The organism is Olivibacter ginsenosidimutans (assembly GCF_039542865.1).
Taxonomy (GTDB): domain Bacteria; phylum Bacteroidota; class Bacteroidia; order Sphingobacteriales; family Sphingobacteriaceae; genus Olivibacter; species Olivibacter ginsenosidimutans.
The window spans coordinates 82,254-100,809 of record NZ_BAABIQ010000001.1 but is presented as its reverse complement, the minus strand read 5'-3'; the positions used below and the strand labels follow the sequence as shown (position 1 = coordinate 100,809).

General features: G+C 42.6%; 20 protein-coding genes. 14 read left to right on the top strand and 6 right to left on the bottom strand.

Going from position 1 to position 18,556, the window contains the following annotated elements:
- Window positions 1-32: 32 nt before the first annotated feature.
- The 10 genes from ABD930_RS00420 to ABD930_RS00375 all read left to right on the top strand — a co-directional run bounded on the left by ABD930_RS00420 (window position 33) and on the right by ABD930_RS00375 (window position 13,621).
- Window positions 33-899: an MbnP family protein gene (locus ABD930_RS00420; RefSeq protein ID WP_345229693.1), complete on the top strand. Its 867-nt coding sequence runs from the start codon at window positions 33-35 to the stop codon at window positions 897-899.
- 84 nt (window positions 900-983) lie between these two features.
- A complete protein-coding gene (locus ABD930_RS00415) occupies window positions 984-2,018 on the top strand; it encodes a cytochrome-c peroxidase (RefSeq protein ID WP_345229692.1) in 1,035 nt (344 codons plus the stop codon).
- Window positions 2,019-2,110: 92 nt separating this feature from the next.
- Complete coding sequence (locus ABD930_RS00410) at window positions 2,111-2,731, top strand: RNA polymerase sigma factor (protein WP_345229691.1); 621 nt, start codon at window positions 2,111-2,113, stop codon at window positions 2,729-2,731.
- Between the two features lie 450 nt (window positions 2,732-3,181).
- Complete coding sequence (locus ABD930_RS00405) at window positions 3,182-4,330, top strand: FecR family protein (protein WP_345229690.1); 1,149 nt, start codon at window positions 3,182-3,184, stop codon at window positions 4,328-4,330.
- Between the two features lie 91 nt (window positions 4,331-4,421).
- Entirely contained in the window at window positions 4,422-7,841 is a 3,420-nt protein-coding gene (locus ABD930_RS00400) for a SusC/RagA family TonB-linked outer membrane protein (RefSeq protein ID WP_345229689.1), read from the top strand.
- A gap of 27 nt (window positions 7,842-7,868) precedes the next feature.
- Window positions 7,869-9,302 carry a RagB/SusD family nutrient uptake outer membrane protein gene (locus ABD930_RS00395; protein WP_345229688.1) on the top strand — a complete coding sequence of 478 codons (1,434 nt, stop codon included), beginning with the start codon at window positions 7,869-7,871 and terminating at the stop codon, window positions 9,300-9,302.
- Between the two features lie 8 nt (window positions 9,303-9,310).
- Entirely contained in the window at window positions 9,311-10,366 is a 1,056-nt protein-coding gene (locus ABD930_RS00390; protein WP_345229687.1) for a cyanophycinase, read from the top strand.
- Window positions 10,367-10,570: 204 nt separating this feature from the next.
- Window positions 10,571-11,620: an isoaspartyl peptidase/L-asparaginase family protein gene (locus ABD930_RS00385; RefSeq protein WP_345229686.1), complete on the top strand. Its 1,050-nt coding sequence runs from the start codon at window positions 10,571-10,573 to the stop codon at window positions 11,618-11,620.
- Complete coding sequence (locus ABD930_RS00380; RefSeq protein ID WP_345229685.1) at window positions 11,620-12,465, top strand: cyanophycinase; 846 nt, start codon at window positions 11,620-11,622, stop codon at window positions 12,463-12,465. Before ABD930_RS00385 ends, ABD930_RS00380 begins: the two co-directional genes overlap by 1 nt.
- A gap of 28 nt (window positions 12,466-12,493) precedes the next feature.
- Window positions 12,494-13,621, top strand: coding sequence for a PKD domain-containing protein (locus ABD930_RS00375; RefSeq protein ID WP_345229684.1), 1,128 nt, complete (start codon window positions 12,494-12,496; stop codon window positions 13,619-13,621).
- A 116-nt stretch (window positions 13,622-13,737) separates the two neighbouring features.
- On the opposite strand, the gene ABD930_RS00370 is transcribed toward ABD930_RS00375, so the two are convergent.
- A complete protein-coding gene (locus ABD930_RS00370; RefSeq protein ID WP_345229683.1) occupies window positions 13,738-14,076 on the bottom strand; it encodes a type II toxin-antitoxin system RelE/ParE family toxin in 339 nt (112 codons plus the stop codon).
- Entirely contained in the window at window positions 14,066-14,287 is a 222-nt protein-coding gene (locus tag ABD930_RS00365) for a hypothetical protein (RefSeq protein WP_345229682.1), read from the bottom strand. The genes ABD930_RS00370 and ABD930_RS00365 overlap by 11 nt, the downstream gene beginning before the upstream one ends.
- Before the next feature lie 244 nt (window positions 14,288-14,531).
- Between ABD930_RS00365 and ABD930_RS00360 the strand changes: the two genes are divergently transcribed.
- The 3 genes from ABD930_RS00360 (at window position 14,532) to ABD930_RS00350 (ending at window position 16,135) form a co-directional block, all read left to right on the top strand.
- Window positions 14,532-14,960 carry a VOC family protein gene (locus tag ABD930_RS00360; RefSeq protein WP_345229681.1) on the top strand — a complete coding sequence of 143 codons (429 nt, stop codon included), beginning with the start codon at window positions 14,532-14,534 and terminating at the stop codon, window positions 14,958-14,960.
- Window positions 14,961-14,987: 27 nt separating this feature from the next.
- Window positions 14,988-15,179 carry a carboxymuconolactone decarboxylase family protein gene (locus ABD930_RS00355; RefSeq protein ID WP_345229680.1) on the top strand — a complete coding sequence of 64 codons (192 nt, stop codon included), beginning with the start codon at window positions 14,988-14,990 and terminating at the stop codon, window positions 15,177-15,179.
- Window positions 15,180-15,259: 80 nt separating this feature from the next.
- The gene (locus ABD930_RS00350) at window positions 15,260-16,135 is read left to right on the top strand and encodes a TraB/GumN family protein (RefSeq protein ID WP_345229679.1); all 876 of its coding nucleotides are present in this window, start codon (window positions 15,260-15,262) and stop codon (window positions 16,133-16,135) included.
- Here the strand turns inward: ABD930_RS00350 and ABD930_RS00345 are convergent.
- Entirely contained in the window at window positions 16,129-16,359 is a 231-nt protein-coding gene (locus ABD930_RS00345; RefSeq protein ID WP_345229678.1) for a helix-turn-helix domain-containing protein, read from the bottom strand. The two genes, ABD930_RS00350 and ABD930_RS00345, sit on opposite strands and share 7 nt — an antisense overlap.
- Before the next feature lie 3 nt (window positions 16,360-16,362).
- Complete coding sequence (locus tag ABD930_RS00340) at window positions 16,363-16,683, bottom strand: DUF2975 domain-containing protein (RefSeq protein WP_345229757.1); 321 nt, start codon at window positions 16,681-16,683, stop codon at window positions 16,363-16,365.
- A gap of 267 nt (window positions 16,684-16,950) precedes the next feature.
- Here ABD930_RS00340 and ABD930_RS00335 point away from each other — a divergent pair, with 267 nt between their 5' ends.
- Entirely contained in the window at window positions 16,951-17,244 is a 294-nt protein-coding gene (locus ABD930_RS00335; protein ID WP_345229677.1) for a hypothetical protein, read from the top strand.
- A gap of 64 nt (window positions 17,245-17,308) precedes the next feature.
- Here the strand turns inward: ABD930_RS00335 and ABD930_RS00330 are convergent, their stop codons facing one another.
- Together ABD930_RS00330 and ABD930_RS00325 are read right to left on the bottom strand one after the other, a co-directional pair.
- The gene (locus ABD930_RS00330) at window positions 17,309-17,437 is read right to left on the bottom strand and encodes a hypothetical protein (RefSeq protein WP_345229675.1); all 129 of its coding nucleotides are present in this window, start codon (window positions 17,435-17,437) and stop codon (window positions 17,309-17,311) included.
- 138 nt (window positions 17,438-17,575) lie between these two features.
- Complete coding sequence (locus tag ABD930_RS00325; protein WP_345229674.1) at window positions 17,576-18,127, bottom strand: hypothetical protein; 552 nt, start codon at window positions 18,125-18,127, stop codon at window positions 17,576-17,578.
- Window positions 18,128-18,556 lie beyond the last annotated feature (429 nt).

Sequence of the window (18,556 nt, the reverse complement as noted above, 5' to 3'; positions counted from 1 at the left end):
TAAATCAAACGTCAACATTAAAAAATAAAAAAATGAAAAAGTTAACCAACTATCTATTACTATCAGCCTTTTCTGTGGCTTTGATGTCTTGTAGCAAGAGCGATGACAATCCTGTTGCTAACGATATCACCTTACATTTTAATAACACCTTTAAAAATACTACCATCATTCTGGGAGACGCCACTTCATCTAAAGCTACGGTAAACACTTCTGCCGAAGGACAGGTTCATCATTTTTCAGAACTAAAATACGTCATCAGCAATATCCGGCTTATAAAAGCGGATGGCAGCGAATTTCCCTACAATGTGAATGATCTGGATAAGGGAGCTACAGTGGTAGACCAGTCAAAAAGCCAGACCTTAGACTTTCTGCTAACCAATATCCCTGTCGGCGATTACAAGCAGCTGAAATTTGGTCTGGGTGTTAAAGAGGAGCTGAACAACTTGGATCAGGTGAAGTTCCCAGCCTTTTATGCGGCTGCCGGTGCCAATGATACCGAAATGATGTGGGAATGGGGTTCAGGATATCGTTTTACCAAACTGGAAGGATTTTACGATAGCGATAACAAGGAACTGTCCATTCACACGGGAAGTACTGTAGCGGGAAGTGCAGATGTCCCTACGCAAGGCGTGGATGCTTATCGGGATATTACTTTAGATCTTTCTACGCATGCTATGGTTGGTAGCCATGCTCCTAAGATTACCATCAATGCAGACTTTGACAAGCTGTTAAGTGGCAAAACCAATACCATTACGTTGTCAACAGGAGATGGTATGAATGACAATGCTACACCAAATATTCACACGGCCGATCAGATGGTAAAGTTTGTTGATAATTTAGGTGGAAATGGCTCAAGCGACCTAACTGGCATGTTTGCTATCGGTAGTGTAGAAAACTAAACGCCTAGAAGGGCTGCCGGAAATCCACAGATCATGGCAGCTCTTTTTAAAATATGCTTCCTATATGTTTGAGATGAAACCTATATGAGATGCCATAAGAAAATATTCAGAATTTTTGCTGTCATGCTGCTGTTCTTGTCTTGTAAAAGAGATGACGTTATCGAGCCCATTGCTGCTGTTGACAATCCGGAAGTTCCTTTACTTATTCCGCCGGGTTTTCCGGCAATGAACAGTTCAGTAAATGCGAATAAACCTACGTTGTATGGCGTGGCATTAGGAGAAAAATTGTTTAATGAAGAAAGGTTTAGTGAAGATAACACCATTTCGTGTGCCAGTTGCCATCAACCATCTCATGCTTTTGCCGATCAGCATACAAAGGCTGTAGGGGTCTATGGTCGGGTTGGGCTTCGGAATGTGCCTCCCATCCAGAATATGGCTTTCATGACCTTTTATAATTGGGACGGCAATATCCTGCAGTTGGAGAAACAACCATTGGTACCCATTATCACCCATGAAGAAATGAACTCTTCCATTTTGGAGGTAGTAGGCAAAATAGGTGGTGATGCCGATTATAAAGAGCTCTTTACTAAAGCGTTTGGCGATGAGCAAATTACGCCAGACCGGATATACAAGAGTATTACACAATACGCATATACCTTAGTTTCTGCCAATAGTAAGTATGATCGCGTAAAACGAAATGAAGGCGAAAGTTTCTCAGCAATCGAAGCTGAAGGTTATCAAATCTTCCAAGAGAAATGTGCAAGCTGTCATGCCACAGCACTATTTACTGACCAAAGTTTCAGAAACGTCGGTTTTCCGTTAAACCCCAATCGCGATGAAGTTGGGCGAGCTCGGGTGACCGGAGATCCTGACGATTATATGCGCTTTCGTGTTCCGTCTTTACGTAACATTGAATATACCGCTCCCTATGGAAGTTTCGGCCAGTTTCCAACACTGAAAGCCGTTTTAGATTATTTTGACAAGGGCGTTTTAGCTGCTGATAACCTGGACCCTATGTTAAAAGAAAATGAAAATCGGATATCATTAACCGAACAGGAAAAACAAGCCATTATTACCTTTCTTAATACGTTAAGTGACCATACGTTTGTTGGAAAGTAAATTTTGCAATAAATTAGTATGTTAAATAAGTTATAAGCTATATTTTAAACAAAATTTAATATACTTGTAGTATCAACCAAGTGTCAACGTTCATGTCCGGCAAGGTAGAATATAACGAACAGGAGCTGCTGCTACGGCTGCGGGATGGAGACACGTTGGCATTTGAGGAATTGTACAACCAATACAAGATCAGGCTCACGGCAAATCTATTGCGTATCGTAAAATCTTCAGAGTTGGTAGAAGATGTGTTACAGGATGTTTTTCTGGGCATTTGGGAAAATCGACATCATATCGATCCGGAACGATCAATCAAACCTTATCTTTTTCAAAGTGTCGCCAATAAAGCTAAAAATATTTTTCGGAAAGCAGCCAGTGAACAAAAGTTTAGAAACTATTTATTGCCGCACTGGAAGGAAGATTACAACCCTATCGAACAATTATTAACGCAGCAGAATGATAAACAATTGCTTGATGCACTGTTGAATAAACTGTCTCCACAACAATGCACCGTCTACACTTTATGCAAGTTGGATGGTAGAAGTTATAAGGAAATTGCCAAACTCTTGGGCATTAGCGAAACAACCGTCAATACCCATATTCGTAATTCCAATCAAATACTACGGGAGTTAGCTCAGAAAGACTTGAAGCTTCTTTGGGTTGTTATAGGAACCTTTATTTGCAGCAACGGCTGCGTGCGTTTACTTTTCTCTTAAAAGAAAAGTAACAAAAGTTCAAGGCCGTTCCACCATCCCACAAACCCATGGGACTTATGCTACTCATGCTATGCGTGCTACTATCAGCATAATGCATAAGCCATTCCGAAACACGAAAATGGCCTCATGAGATAAGCGTTAAGATCATGCAGCCTTGATTATTCACTATTGTTTGTTTCAAAGGTGTTCATGAACTCATCGCTCCGCTCTTCGGTTTTGCTCAACTTTTATCAAGAAAAGTTGATTAAGAAAAAGGTTCTATTTACTTGACAGTCAGCAATAAAATAAAGATGACGATGAGTTATCTCATAGAATTTGCTCCATTAGATGTTTTCAGTTTATAAAAAAAACTAAAAAATATTTAATTGTATATCAGTGTTTTGTGATTTTTTTCAAAATTTCCTACTTACTTTTTCCATATGGCGTGTACTAGCAGTTAAACACCCTTATATGGACCAACAGGCGAACATACAGGCTCTTTTCCAAAAATACCTCGCAGGGGAATATACCGAAGAGGAATTGGAGGCTTTATTGGCCTATTTTCAATTGCCTGCAGCATCTGAATTATTGACAGATCTTATTCTACAGCATTTGGACCAGGATGTCGATGTCGTGCAGCACCCGGAGGTTCAGCAACTGGCGGATACAATAGGGACGCGCTTGCTCCAAAAGATCGAACGGCCTATAGCGACAAAACGATTAAGGATATTCCGCCGGATAGCTGCGGCAGTACTCTTATTATTGTTGACAGGAGGAGCGATTTATTACTATGTTGCACGGCAGGAAACGACCGGGACGGTGCAACTCAGTAAATATGGAAACGATGTATTGCCTGGGGGCAATCGTGCGACGATTACCTTAGACGATGGCACGAGCATTGCGCTCAGCGAAGACAAAGAAGGAGTCGTGGTATCCGATGGACTGGCTTATAACGATGGCACATCCATCGAGACAAACCCTTCATCCTTTGCTACGCTGCATACACCCAATGGCGGACAGTATCGCCTCACTTTGCCCGACAGTACAGAAGTATGGTTGAACGCTGCCTCATCCCTTCGTTATCCGACCGTATTTCAAGGTGATACACGTGAAGTGGAACTGACAGGTGAAGCGTATTTCGAGGTGAAGCATCAAGGGGATAAACCCTTTGTCGTATCGTCGGCAGGTCAGAAAGTCAAGGTATTGGGAACGGAGTTTAATATTAACCATTATGCCGGACAAGCCGTCGGGATTACCACGTTAATACACGGCCGGGTGGAAGTGGAGAATACCTATACGCGTCAAACCCAGCGATTGGATCCGGGCCAGCAATCCTTGGTGTCTGCGGCAAAGACATCCATCCGTACAGTAACGGATGTGGAGGATGTTGTGGCTTGGAAAAACGGCTATATTATCATGACTGGAGCTACGTTGCAGGAGGTCGTGCCGCAATTGGAGCGTTGGTATGACGTCCGCTTCGAGATCAGGGCGAAACCGTTAATCAAAGCATATATTGCGTTAAATAGAGAAGCCAACTTGTCGGAGGTATTAGACGCGCTAGCTTCAAACTATCAAGTCAATTTTAAAATAGAAGGAAGGAGGGTACTTGTTATAGAATAAGGATATTTACGTTCGTTTTTTTTGTCATTCAATTTTTTAACCTAGCAATACAACCTTAGGCAAAATATTGCACAACCGATAATCATAATTTATGCATATAGATAACGATGCCTACGCAAAGGAAAGCACACAAAATACCCTTCGGCGTATAGGTAGGGTTTCATTGAAAACAATCTTCCTGATGAAGTTAATTTTCTTTTTGACCGTGTTTTTTACTTGGAGTGCCTTTGCAGCCGTATTGGCCCAAGAGGTCAGCCTCCGTGTACAAAACACCTCTTTTAAGTCCGTCGTGCAACAAGTGCAACGGCAGACGGGCTATTCCTTTATCATCCGAGATGAGCTATTCAAGCAGGCGAAACCGGTAACCTTGGATATTCAAAATCGTGAGGTGTTGGATGTACTTCCTTTGCTGTTTCACGACCAACCCTTTGGCTATTCCGTTAGCGGGAAAATCATATCGGCCACAGCGTTGGCAACCCAAACCTCATCAATGGAAAATCAGCGGTCCAATGCGAAAGTGCAGCAGGCTATCCGAGGACGAGTGGTCAATGCACAAGGCGAACCTTTGAGCGGTGTGACCATTCATGTTTTGGATGGAACCGGGAAGCCTATGGCGGCCGTTGTGACGACAACAGATGCTGGTACCTTCACGATTAACGCAAACAAAGGCGATCAATTGCTATTTTCCCATGTGGCTTATTTTTCCAAAACAGTTACCACCGGATCAGAAAGTTCCTTAACCATTGTGCTGCAGGAGAAAGAAAATCTGATTGATGAGGTTGTCGTAACCGGTTATACCGATTATGTAAGAAGTAAAAGTCCCAGTGCTACAGCACAGGTCAATGCAAAAGATATTAACCGTGTACCCATGAGCTCGCTAGACCAAATATTGCAAGGGAAAGTACCGGGTATGAACGTTATTTCTAGTTCGGGGCAACCTGGACAAAGCGCATCGGTCGTTATCAGGGGTATAGGGTCTGTCAATGGAACGACTGCTCCGCTGTATGTGATGGACGGTGTTCCGATCGAAGGGGCTTATTTCCAAACCATCAATCCGGAAGACATAGAAACGGTCAATGTATTGAAAGATGCATCCGCTAAAGCCCTTTACGGTTCGAGAGGTTCTAACGGGGTTATTGTCATTACCACGAAAAAAGGTAAAAAGGGCCGGTTAAATGTCAATTATAGCTCACAATATGGTTTTTCAACATTGACACAACCCACATTTGAGATGATGGATTCGCGTGAACGCTTACGCTTTGAAGAAGAGGTCGGCCTGGAAACCGGACGTGATATTGGTCCAGGCTGGGCACTTTCACCTAAAAACCCTAACTACGCAAACCAATCGACCGCATGGCAACAAAATGCCGACCATGTGTTAGATAGTTTGAGCGGTATGAATACGGATTGGCGTGACCTCTTCTTCCAAGACGGACGTTTTATGGAGCAACAGCTGAGCTTAAGTGGCGGAAACGAAAATGTACAGACCTACAATGCCATCAGCTTATGGAATGAAGATGGTATTGTCAAGGAGACGGGATTGAACAGGTATTCTCTCCGTAGTAATACCAACATGAACTATGGCAAATTCACAGCGGGCATTAACCTCAATTTGGGTTATTCCAATTCGAGATTTACCTATAATGAAGGCGGTACAGGGGTTGGTTCGCCTATGGCTTCGGTTTATTATGCCCTGCCTTACGAATATCCCTATACCGCAGACGGTGCTTTCCACGCCACAGATGCAGATATGCCTTTCTATGATACCCGGGAAGGAAGCCGGGGTATTGATGTATTATATGGTACGTCCGACAAAACCGAGCAGTTTAAAACGATACTGGGATTAAACATGGCCTATGAGATCTTGGATGGATTAAAAATCACCACCCGTGCCGGAATAGATTTTAGGAATTCCGTCGATCAGGTGTTTATCAATCCGCTTTCGTATATCGGACAAAATCAGTCGGGTAAAAAGGGATCATTCGAAGAAGGTTATAGGCGAAATTACAACCTGATTTCTACGTCGGGTATCACCTACAACAAAACCATTGATAAGCACGAACTGGAAGTGTCCGGATTCTTTGAGTACCTGCAAAGCAATTATAAAGCCTTTAGCTACAGAGGATACGGTTTGGATGACAGGCTTCCCGAAAACCCAAATGCCATTACCGTGAGCGGCGATTACCTCCCCAGTTTGGCTGGTAGCCGTTCAGCAAGTGCCATGCTATCTTATATGGGTATCGGTCGTTATACATACGATAATAAATATACGGCTACAGCAAGCTACCGATACGATGGGGCTTCCTTGTCGTCTGTGCCGACCAAGAACCGTTGGCACGGGTTTTACTCTTTCGGTGCCGCTTGGGATGCCAAGCAGGAAGATTTTCTAAAGTCGGTTGATCTTGTTTCCGTCTTGCGGCTGCGCGCCAGCTATGGGCAAACAGCGAGCCCGATTGGTAGCAGCTTCACGCACCTGTCCTTATACGCCGTCAACACCACCTATAATGGTCAGCCGGCCATTCGGCCCAGCAACTTGGTTAATCCCGACTATGATTGGGAATATGTGGATGAATTCAATATCGGAGTCGACCTCTCGCTGTTCCATACTCAACGCATCAAACTGGTAGCGGATTGGTACAACAAGGTTACCATGAATATGTTCTTAGACCAGACACCTTCTGCAACAGCTGGAGGCGGATCTGGGGGTACCATTCCGTTAAGCACCGGAAAAATGGGTAATAAGGGTATTGAATTTAGTCTGAGTGGCGACATTATTCAAAATCGGGATTTTAACTGGAATGTCGGTATCAATGGTGCGTACAATCAAAATAAAATTCTACGTGTCAATGATATTACGGATGAACTGGCCGATGGGGATACCCGGATCATCAAAGTGGGCCTTCCTTACGGTACCTACTATGGACCGGTATGGGCAGGTGTCAATCCGGATAATGGTGATGCGCTGTATTACAACCGGGATGGATCGATCACGAATGTGTACAATGCGGAGGAACAGTCTGTCCCACTTTCGGCAAATATGTATCCTAAGTTTACCGGCGGTATCAGCAGTTCGTGGCGTTGGAAAGACCTTACCTTAAGTGCCCTGTTTTCTTTCGTGACCGATGTACAGCGCTGGAACAACATCGATTTTTATATCGAGACCGAACGGTACATGACCAGTAATCAAAGCAAAAGAATGCTGTATGATCGTTGGAAAAAACCGGGTGATGTAGCGCTTTTGCAACGCATTGATGTACCCAGAAACTATACGTCCAAAGATATTCAGGATGCTTCTTTTCTACGTTTGCGAAACGTACAGCTCAATTATAGTATTCCTACGGCTTGGCTTAGAAAGACATTTCTTAAAACCGCCAATATTTTTGTGCAAGGGCAAAATCTGTTAACCTGGACAAGCTGGAGAGGCCTTGATCCAGAAAACAACCGCCAGTATGGTCGGTTTGAGTATCCGAATGCGCGGAAGTATACGGCAGGTATACAAGTTGATTTTTAACCGCTCACCTCGATAATTTTGAACGTTATGAACATAAAGAAAATAGGAGTTTTATGTGCCTTTATCGGCTTCACGTTGCACGCTTGTAAGCAATTGGATTTGCCACCATCGGATGCGATCGATGCAACCAAGGCATTCCGTAACCTGGAAGATGTGAATATGGGGGTATTGGGCGCCTATGCACCGATGACCACGAGCGTGATAGAAGCTGCGGCCATTGTATCAGACGAAGTCATGCTCCCAACCGAAAATACGGTATCCAATACGTCGAGCCACCGCTGGTTGTATAACTCTTCTTCTGGGTCGGTAACAGCTGCTTTTTATGAGTACTATGTGACCATAGATCGTGCCAATCAAGTGTTGGCGGCGATTCCGAATATTCCGACTGATGGTAGTATGCAACCTTCGATGAACCAGTATGAAGGCGAGCTGTTGGCCTTGCGCGCCTATTGCCATTTCGAACTATTGCGGGCCTATGCCTCATCGTATGAGCCCGATGGTATGGGTGTGCCGTACATGAAAGAACATGCCGTTATCTATCCGGCAAGACCGACGGTACAGTCCAATTTTGATGAGATCAATGCCGATCTGAACGCAGCAAAAGAGCTGATTCCCGACGGCTTCAATGACAATACCCGTATTACCAAAACCGCTGTATCGGCTATTCAAGCAAGGGTAGCGCTATATGCAAAAAAGTGGGACGATGCCATTACCTACGCATCAGAAGTAATCGCTGCGGAACCCTTGGCACCTAAAAATGATTTCGCGAAAATATGGGCAGATGAAAGTGAGGCAGAGGTTGTTTGGAAACTTGCCAGAGTGGCCGGTGATTCCCGTATTGGCGCGGCTTTCTTCCGAGAAACCGGCGAGATTGTATTGTATGCACCGGCATTCAAGCTGATTGACGGGTTTGGTACAACCACACAACGAGATGATGATGTCCGTTTTGCGAGCTATATTAAGTATGACCCGGCACGGGGTGCAAGTGGTGCAAAATCGGCCTATCTAGTCAACAAATATGCGCACGGCATTGTTCCAAACGCTCCCGGACTGACATCAGTTAAATTATTCCGTACGGGCGAAATGTATCTCATCCGGGCAGAAGCATCTTTAGAGAAAGATAATAGTGCGGGTATCACTGCAGCTACGCAAGATTTGAATGCCTTGAGAACAGCACGGATATACAATTATGTAAACGTGGCATTTCCCGATAAGCAAACGTTGATCAACGCGATCCTGAACGAACGCTATAAAGAGCTCGCCTTTGAAGGACATCGCTTCTTCGATCTTAAACGTAGAAATTTACCGGTAGAACGATGGACGCAGGATGCTATCAATACATCCGGGGCTGTGAAGTTAGAAACAACGGCTGCCCAATATTGCTTTCCGATTCCGGAAGATGAACTATTTGTCAATAAAAATATGGATCAAAATCCACATTACGGAGCGGAACAAAAATGAGTATTTTTATGAAGCGATTTTGCGCCTTGTTGCTTGCGGCCGTCTTCGTCGCTTCTTGTAGCAAGAACGAGACACCCAACCCATTTGATCCCAATGCACCCAAACCAACGGGGCCGGCAAGCCGTTCGGCTTCTATTGGGATCGTTGGCGATACAACCGATGTACAGACAAGCACGAAAGGCGGACTGGTCATTATGGGTGGTGGAACAGATGTAGATGCGGCGTTTCGATGGATGATCGCGCGGAGTGGTGGCGGTGATGTGGTCATCATCCGGGCAACGGGTACAGATGCTTACAACCCTTATGTAAACGGATTGGGGACAGTCAATTCCGTGGAGACCTTGAAAATAGATTCCCGTAAATTGGCAGATGATGAGGGTGTTGCCCAAATTATCCGGAATGCAGAAATGCTGTTCATCGCTGGTGGCGACCAAGCCGATTATGTCGGTTATTGGAAAGATACGAAAGTGATGGCTGCCATTAATTATTTGCTGACCGAAAAGAAAGTGCCGGTAGGCGGTACCAGTGCCGGGGCGGCCATTTTGGGCAACTATTATTTTAGTGCCGAAAGAGGCGGGGTAGACTCACCCGAAGCGCTTGCCAATCCCTATGCACAAGCCGTGGTATTAGGTAAAGACGATTTTCTAAAAGCACCTTTCCTGCAAAATGTCATCACCGATCAGCATTTTTCCCAACGGGAGCGGCAGGGTCGTACAGCTGTTTTTTTGGGTAGAATCATGCAGGATTGGAATAAAACACCTTATGGTATTGCTGTGGACGAAAAGACCGCCGTGTGTATCGATGAAGCCGGCATGGCAGAGGTCGTTGGCACCAACAAGGCCTTTTTCATCAAAACAGATGCCACTAAGAAACCGGAAACCTTCGAAGCGAATAAAGCCGTTACCTGGAACCGGGAAGGCAAAGCCATACAGGTTTCGGCCATCACAGCCGGAAGTAACAACAAATTTAATATAAACACCTTTGAACCCGAAAATACCACTGGATTGGAGAAATTTTGGTGGTCCATTATTTCCGGAAACTGGGGCCAGGGTGTTCGTCTATAGTATGAATGGCTAGGGAATAACTATTCGTTAATCTAAATTCAGCAATAGGCAATAAGCCATATGCGGTAAGCTATTTGCAATTTAGAAGGCCATAAAATCGGCAAATGCTTATTGCTTAAAGCCTAAAGCGTCATGCGGATTAACGAAAATTAAAAATAACGGTTTTAGGTATTAAAGCAGATAATCATAATAAATTTAAAATAGATGAAAACCATTGTTAAAATGCTCATGTTAGCGTTGAGCTGCAGTGTCCTTTTTTCCTGCAATAATCAGCCTGCGGATAGCAATACGCCGAAATATGTCATGGTCATCCATGGCGGTGCCGGCACCATCGAAAAGCAATTTATGACGCCTGAAAAAGAGAAGGCCTATACCGAAGCATTGGCAGAGGCTCTTCAAAAAGGCTATGATCAGCTTCAAGCAGGTAAATCTTCCATAGATGCGGTGCAAGCCGCTATCAATGTGCTGGAAGACTCTCCCTTGTTCAATGCCGGAAAAGGCGCTGTGTTTACCCACGACGGTAAAAATGAATTGGACGCCTCCATCATGGATGGAAAAACCTTGAGCGCGGGTGCGGTAGCAAGTGTAAGCACCATCAAGAACCCTATCAATGCGGCTCGGGCAGTAATGGAAAAATCCGAACATGTGATGATGGTAGGTAGAGGGGCGGAGCAATTTGCTGCGGCAAATGGATGTGATACCGTTCCGCCGTCCTATTTTTTTACACAGGAGCGCTGGGATCAGTTACAAAGAACCATCCAGGATGAAGAAGGCAACCGGGCTGCGTTTCGGGTAGAAGACATTCGCAAAAGCAGGATTTCCGGTATTTCCGATGCCGATAAGAAATTTGGAACCGTTGGTGCGGTGGCATTAGATAAAAGTGGCAACCTAGCTGCCGGAACCTCCACCGGAGGTATGACCAATAAACGGTACGGAAGGGTGGGCGATTCGCCGATCATTGGCGCTGGTACCTACTGTAACAATGCAACGGCAGGTATTTCCTGTACGGGCTGGGGTGAATACTATATCCGCGAAGTGGCGGCCAACCGGATGTCTGCCCTGATCGAACTTCAGAAACTTTCGGTAGTAGATGCTGCCAAACAGGTCATCGACGAAATCGGAAAAATGGGTGGCGATGGCGGCATCATCGGTTTGGATAAATCCGGAAAAATAGCTATGGAGTTCAATACTTCGGGTATGTATCGCGGTACAGTGGATGAAAACGGTAAAATAGCAGTTTATATCTATAAATAATGAAGAAAGAGCATTTAAAAAAATACGCCTTAATTTGGGCATTTGTCTGTGTCGGCTTATACGCCTTTGGACAGCACAAGGGTAGTTTGTTCATCATTGGGGGTGGCGACCGTTCTGCTGCCCTAATGGAAGATCTGGTTCAAACAGCCGACCTCCGACCAAGCGACTATATTGTTATTCTTCCGATGGCGACAAGTATTCCGGAAGAGTCGATTGCCTATATCAGCGGACAGCTGTCGGAGCACTGTAAGAATCCCATTACGAGCTTTAACTTTACCAAAGCGCAGGCAAACGACAAGCAAACCTGGATCGATTCCGTAAAAAATGCGCGGTTGATTTATATTACTGGCGGCGATCAGAATAAATTTATGGAGGTAGTCCGTGGCACAAAGTTATACGATGCTATGCATGAGGCTTATCGTAATGGGGCAACGGTCTCCGGTACCAGTGCCGGTGCCGCAGTCATGTCACAGATCATGATTACCGGTGCACAAAAAGGCAAAAGGGAAACCGATCGTTTCAGTGAAATCGAAACGAATAATGTTGTCACGTCCGAGGGAATGGGGTTTCTGACCCGTGCAATCATCGACCAGCATTTTATCATTCGTGGCCGATACAACAGGCTCTTAAGTGCACAGGCTGATCATCCAGATAAAATGGTGATCGGCATAGACGAGGCTACAGCCATTGTGGTAAAGGGTAAACAGGTTAGGGTGACTGGCGACAGTCAGGTTGTGGTGGTATCCGGCCCCAAAAAGGTACAAATTTCGGATAAAAATAAAGTGACCTTTAAAAATGCTAAGCTCTCCCTGTACACAAACGGCCAGCACTTTAAATTGAAATAAATTCACAATCACCTAAATGCTTAAAACGATGAATATAGTAAAACGCGCATTACCCGGTTTTATATTGGCACTGATCGTCATGGTCGGCTGTAAGGATGATAAGTATAACTTTGACGCTTTACCAGACACCGTAAAGAGTTTCTTTTCGATCGGTGCCACAGAACTGCATATAAATGAGGCCATACCATTCACCAATGAATCGGAAAATGCAGAAACCTATACCTGGGATTTTGGTGATGGAACACAGTCTACCGAGCAAAATCCAACCAAAACCTATACCAATCCGGGTACCTATACGGTTAAATTAACGGCTGTGGGACCGGGTGGCACAGGCAATTACACGAGCGATTTGGTTGTCATCGACCCTGATGCCACTGTAGACACAGACAAAGAGCTTTATTTCATCGAGTATGGCAGCAAGCTTGTCCGTAAAATTTCACTCGTACCGGGTTCAACCGCCGAGACCGTGGTGGATATGACCGGTAAAGAAGCGCATGGTATGGCCTACGATGCTGTGAATGAAAAAATCTACTATTGTGATTTTCAAAACACCAATGCCGGAAAAATCTGGCGCATGAATCTGGATGGTAGCGAAATGGAGGAAGTTCTTTCCGGATTGGGTTCACCTTATGGCGTAGCGATCAATCTGGCCGAGGGGAAAATGTACATTGCAGATGGTGCCAATGTGTCAAGAGCCAACTTAGACGGAAGCGGTTTTGAAAAGGAGTTTATCACCATATCCGGTGGTGCGATGCGGGCTATAGGCTTCAATAGCAAAACAAACCTGATTTACTTCTATGAAGTTAATGACGAGAATTTGTATGTAGCTAAGACTGACGGCACGGGCGTCGCACCAATTATTGAGGGTGCTTATGGCTATGGTATGTATATCGATGAAGAAAACGAAAAGATCTATTACGATGACCGAAATGAAGGAGGCCTGATGCAGGCAGACTTGAGTGGTTCGGGCAAAGTGAAAATTGCATCTTTTTCCGGAAACAGGGGAGGTTCTGGTATAGCAATTGATTATAGCACGAACAAAATCTATTGGGCCGAGACAAACAACGGAAATGTAAAACGTGCTAACTTGGATGGCTCCGAAATTGAAACAGTGCTATCTGGTGTAAACAATCCGAGGGGTATGTTTATGAAGTGATAGCTTTTTGCTTTAGAAGTATTATTACGGCACTTTGTCTCAAATTAGTAAACCGAATTACCGCTCCATATTAGGAGCGGTTTTTTTCTTGGATAGTGGGTAATGATAACATTAACTTATATATCCAATGATCTAACGATCTTCAAAACTTCTTCCTTTTTTATAGAAGCTTCTTCCGATTTGTCAAAGATGGTAATCAAGTAAATATCGGTGCCATCTTCTGATTCTTTTACCAAATAGGTAATTACTCTGAACCCTCCGCTTTTTCCAGTACCTTTGGATGTATCGGCTATCCGGATTTTATAGATGTTGGCACCATAGCTATTCCCAATCTGCGGGTTTGCGAGTAAGTCATCCTCTAAGGCAGCAAGGCTTTCGCCGAGCGTCTTATATTTTTTTAGCAAGCGTTTTGCTTTTTTGTGGAAGAAAGGCGTTAGAAATACTTTATTTTTCACGTAATAGGTCAGAGATTGTATAGGATTTGATTTTTCCCAAACGTATCTGCTTTACCTCGCTTAGGCCTTGCTCTATTTCCTTCAACAATACTTCCTTCTTGGTGTTTGATGACTCCCGTTTTACGGAAATCACCTCACCTCCAAGTTCCTTAACGAACTTAGTAATACGAGATTTGGCGTTTTGCGGAACTTTGATTGTTAATAAAGCCATAGCGCAAAATTATAGAATATTATTCTAATTACCAATGGATTTATGTTTCAAACCTGTTGCAATCGCTTCGCCTTCATTTCAGGTGGTTTTTAAACCTCATTGGTAATTTCTGTTGCTTTGTCCCTTATTTCCTTCGGCTGGTTTTATGGGCTAAAAATTCAATCCACACATAAATTCAAAGCTCTTGACATACTGTTGTCATAATCCGAAATCACTTTTACCTTGTAATTTAAATCGTTAAAAAATGAATTTAGTATCCATTCGTATCATTACTGCCGATATAGACGGCTTGGTAAAATTTTATAAGAAAGTAACAGGAATGCCGATAGTACAATACACACCCGACTTTGCCGAATTACAAACAAAAATAGCCACCTTAGCTATTGGAAGCACAAGAACATTGCAATTTTTCGGTGGTGATCAGATTGCACAGGCATCACAAAACCGGAGTATCATTATTGAGTTTTTGGTAGATGATGTAGAAAAAGATTATGAAAGATTGGCTGATTTTTTACAACCCTATCTTGTTCAGAAGCCAACAACAATGCCTTGGGGAAACAAATCGCTTTTATTCCGTGACCCTGACGGCAATTTAGTAAACTTGTTTACTCCGCAAACACCAGAAGCAATCAAAAAATTTGAAAGTAGAAAAGTTGAATTTGATCCCAATTAGGATGCGCTGACACAGCTTGTTAAAGCGATGGTAGAAAACCGAGTTAATGCGATAGCAGACGAACTGAACGCTTTTTTTGGTATAGGATACTCGGATGAACACTTGATAGACCTCGTTCAAGCTATGGGTGAAAATTATATCAGTAACCTCATGGCAAAAATGTTGCAGGTACCCATTGATTTTCCACGTGCACCGGAGCTTGATGAAGATCCCCGGTGATTATAGGCAATAAACACTTGTGAAAAAAAGGTTATTTAGCTAAGTTTGAATACAAATACCTAAATGAAAAGGCTTTATAAATGAAATCACAAACGCTATTGCTAGTCATGCTGTTTTTACAGCTATCCTATTCCTATGCTCAAAAAACAATCCTTTGGAAAGTAGAAAAAGAAGGTGCAAGCAATAGCTCTTATTTGTTTGGAACGATGCATCAAGTTGGAAATTCCTTTATTGATGAAAGACCTAAGATTAAAGAATTGTTGCTGCAATCAGACATTGCCGTTTTTGAATCGGTGGAGGATAAAAAGAAGACGATCATTGACGTTATGAACGGAAGGCCTGATGATTTTTCATATCGGGATAAACTTGACAAGAAAGATGTGCAGTTTCTCGAATCGTTGTCAGCAGATTGGACAGTACCTGTTTGTAAGTTAACGCCTGCCGAACTTGCGGCGAAATTGGAGCAATTGTATGTGTTAAATGTGTGTGAAACAACAAAACCTGGGGATGTTTGGAACCACCTGGATGATTATCTCCTCTCGTTAGCGGTAAAAAATGGTATTAGAAATGAAGGATTGGAAACAAATGCTGATCAATTCAAAGCCATCAATGCTAACCAGATTTTCGATTGGAACGAGGCTAAAGAAGATATTGATACCAGAATTAAAAATTTACAAGAGAAAAGAAATAAGAATCAATCCTGTCGTATTGCCAGGACCTATATGGGTGATATGAATTTTGACTACCAATTTGAGGTCGAGTGCGCCGAAGACGATCCCATGTTGATCAATAGGAATAGGAATTGGCTGCCAAAAATTCATGAGACAATAAAAAGCAATAATGCGTTTGTTGCCGTAGGTTTATTGCACCTATTTGGTGATTGCGGAATCATCAGCGATCTACGCAGGCAAGGTTATAAAGTATCTCCTGTCCCTATTCAAAAAAATAGTCAATAGCGGTCCGTTGTACTTTTTTGGTCATCTATATATTCCAAAATATCACCTGGTTGGCAGTCTAACGCTTTACAGATTGCCTCTAAAGTGCTAAAACGAATTGCTTTCGCTTTCCCTGTCTTTAGGATAGAAAGGTTAGACAAGGTCAAATCAACTCTTTCAGAAAGTTCATTGAGCGAAATTTTTCGCTTTGCCATCATCACATCTACGTTTACAACAATTGCCATAGCTTAAATTGTCAAGTCATTTTCAGATTTCATATCTACGGCATTTTGTAGGATTTTTTCAACTATTGCCGCAGCAGTTGCAACTACGATGGAAACAAAAGTAGTCACGATACAAATGGCAAGAAAACCAGCAGGGTCGTCTTCTTTACTATGGAATATTTTGATGTAAAGTCCTGCCATCACAATTAAAATACTGAGTACGATTGCACAATATTTTATGCTCTTTAATGTCTTAACAGCGTTTAAAGAGAATACGATTTCAGCCTTTGGATATTTTTTGAATTTCGTGTAAGAAACGAGAGGTTTGGTGTAAAATTTTTGGATATAAGCATAAAAATTTTTAAGCTTGCGCTACATGCTATCCGTCTTGAAAACAGCCTCATGGGGCCGAAGGCTCAACTACTTATTTATTAAATTTTTATTTTATAAAACATGTCAACTTTGAACTCGGTGCTGCTTAGCTATTGGTATTTTCCATGTTCAGACCCAACAGATTGTGTTATAAACCGTCGCAGTCTATAAAGTAGCCATGTAAACAAAACCTGCACATTATGACCATCGTTTTTTCAGACCAACAAAATAGAAAAAATTATGAAATATATAGTCGTTGATGCATCTTTGCACGGTACTGGAATCAGAGATTACTATGCTGGAGGTTATATTGATCCTAGTGCATTAGGTTTGAGCGATGGCCTTGTACAGAGGATTAGGACATGGTTGAATCGATATGAAACTGAGCATTACAATTCGTTTCAGGATATAAAATTGATAAATGCACTTGATTCTGAAGGAAGGGACATAGCCCGTATGTTAAAGAGCGAAGTGTCGGAAGAAACTAAGATTGATTACTTTTCCAGTGCTTTTATGAGAAAAGAGAAGATATAAAGAAAATAGTCTTTATGCTAAAGCTAAAGCCTGATATTGTTTTTTTAAATGGTATCAGGCTTTTTTATTGCGCATAGGCCTTGCCGGTCTTGGCATCCCTTATGACGGCATTGGCAAGGAACAGCAGCTTGTCCTTTACGGAAGGTTCCAGCTCCTCGATATCATCGATCAGTTTGAGGGTCTGTTTGTCCATACTGTGGATACCTTTTGTCAAACCGTATGGGATTGTAATAACTTGGCTTACCTTAAAATATTCGGGTTCAAAAAAGAGCCAAGATTTTATGATATGAAGGGAATTGCTTCATACTATGATGATCATGAACAGGAATATCTATCGTGTTTTCCGTCTATCGTTACTCTTGGCATTGTATGCTCTTGCCTCTTCTACTAGCTTATTTGCTTTAGAAACTGAATTAAGTTTGACAGATTTAAAAACTTTTTTAAACAGTGTGCCTGGTTTTTCGCCGAGAGCTAATTCTATCTTAGTTAACTCCTCTGTAGATATAGAAGAATCATCATTATAATTTAAGTATTTAACCCTTTCTCGCTTAACTTCGCTCGCTTCTGCAAGACTGCTGAGAGTCAATTTCTCTAAATGGTAATTATCGTGAAGCATCTTTCCCAAGGATGTTCTTGTAATTCCATCAGACACTTTCTCTTTTATATCAAAACTATTTATATCAAAGATCGTATTCAAAAAATCTAAGTGTTTTTCTCCGAAAAAGAGTTTGAGGAGATGAAAATGGCGTGCAGATAATTTTTCTGTTTTTTTATTCCTTATTTTACTGAGTGTGCTCGGTGGAATATTCGTAAAAGAGTGTATCTCGATATCGGTCTTGCCACTTTTGTCTAAATAAGCTTTCAGATTTTCTTTCCAATCCATATAAGATTATACTTGTTTTTGCTTATTCACTTTCTTTTGATTTTATATTTGAAAAAATAGAAAGTGTTTCTTATCTTTGTTTTTGTATTAATAGCGACAACAATTTGGAGCATGGTAAATGCTTCATTGAAAGATGTCACTCGTTCGAAATCCGCCAGATTGCCACGAGGTGACCGAGTGTTCGCCCTTTGTACTGGAATTGTTATATCTTTGTATATATCCAGTAGGGCGTTCCTCGTAAACTTTTGGGGCAACCTTTAGTCTTTCGGGATTAAAGGAGGTTTCTGGCGGAACCACGAACAAGAGCTATGAGGACGCCCTTTTGGCATTTAATAGCCAGCGTTTTCTTCTCTTTTCTGATCCGAGCGACATCGTTTCATAACCAGAAAAATTATGAAAACGAACAAAACCAAACCAACCACTTGCCCA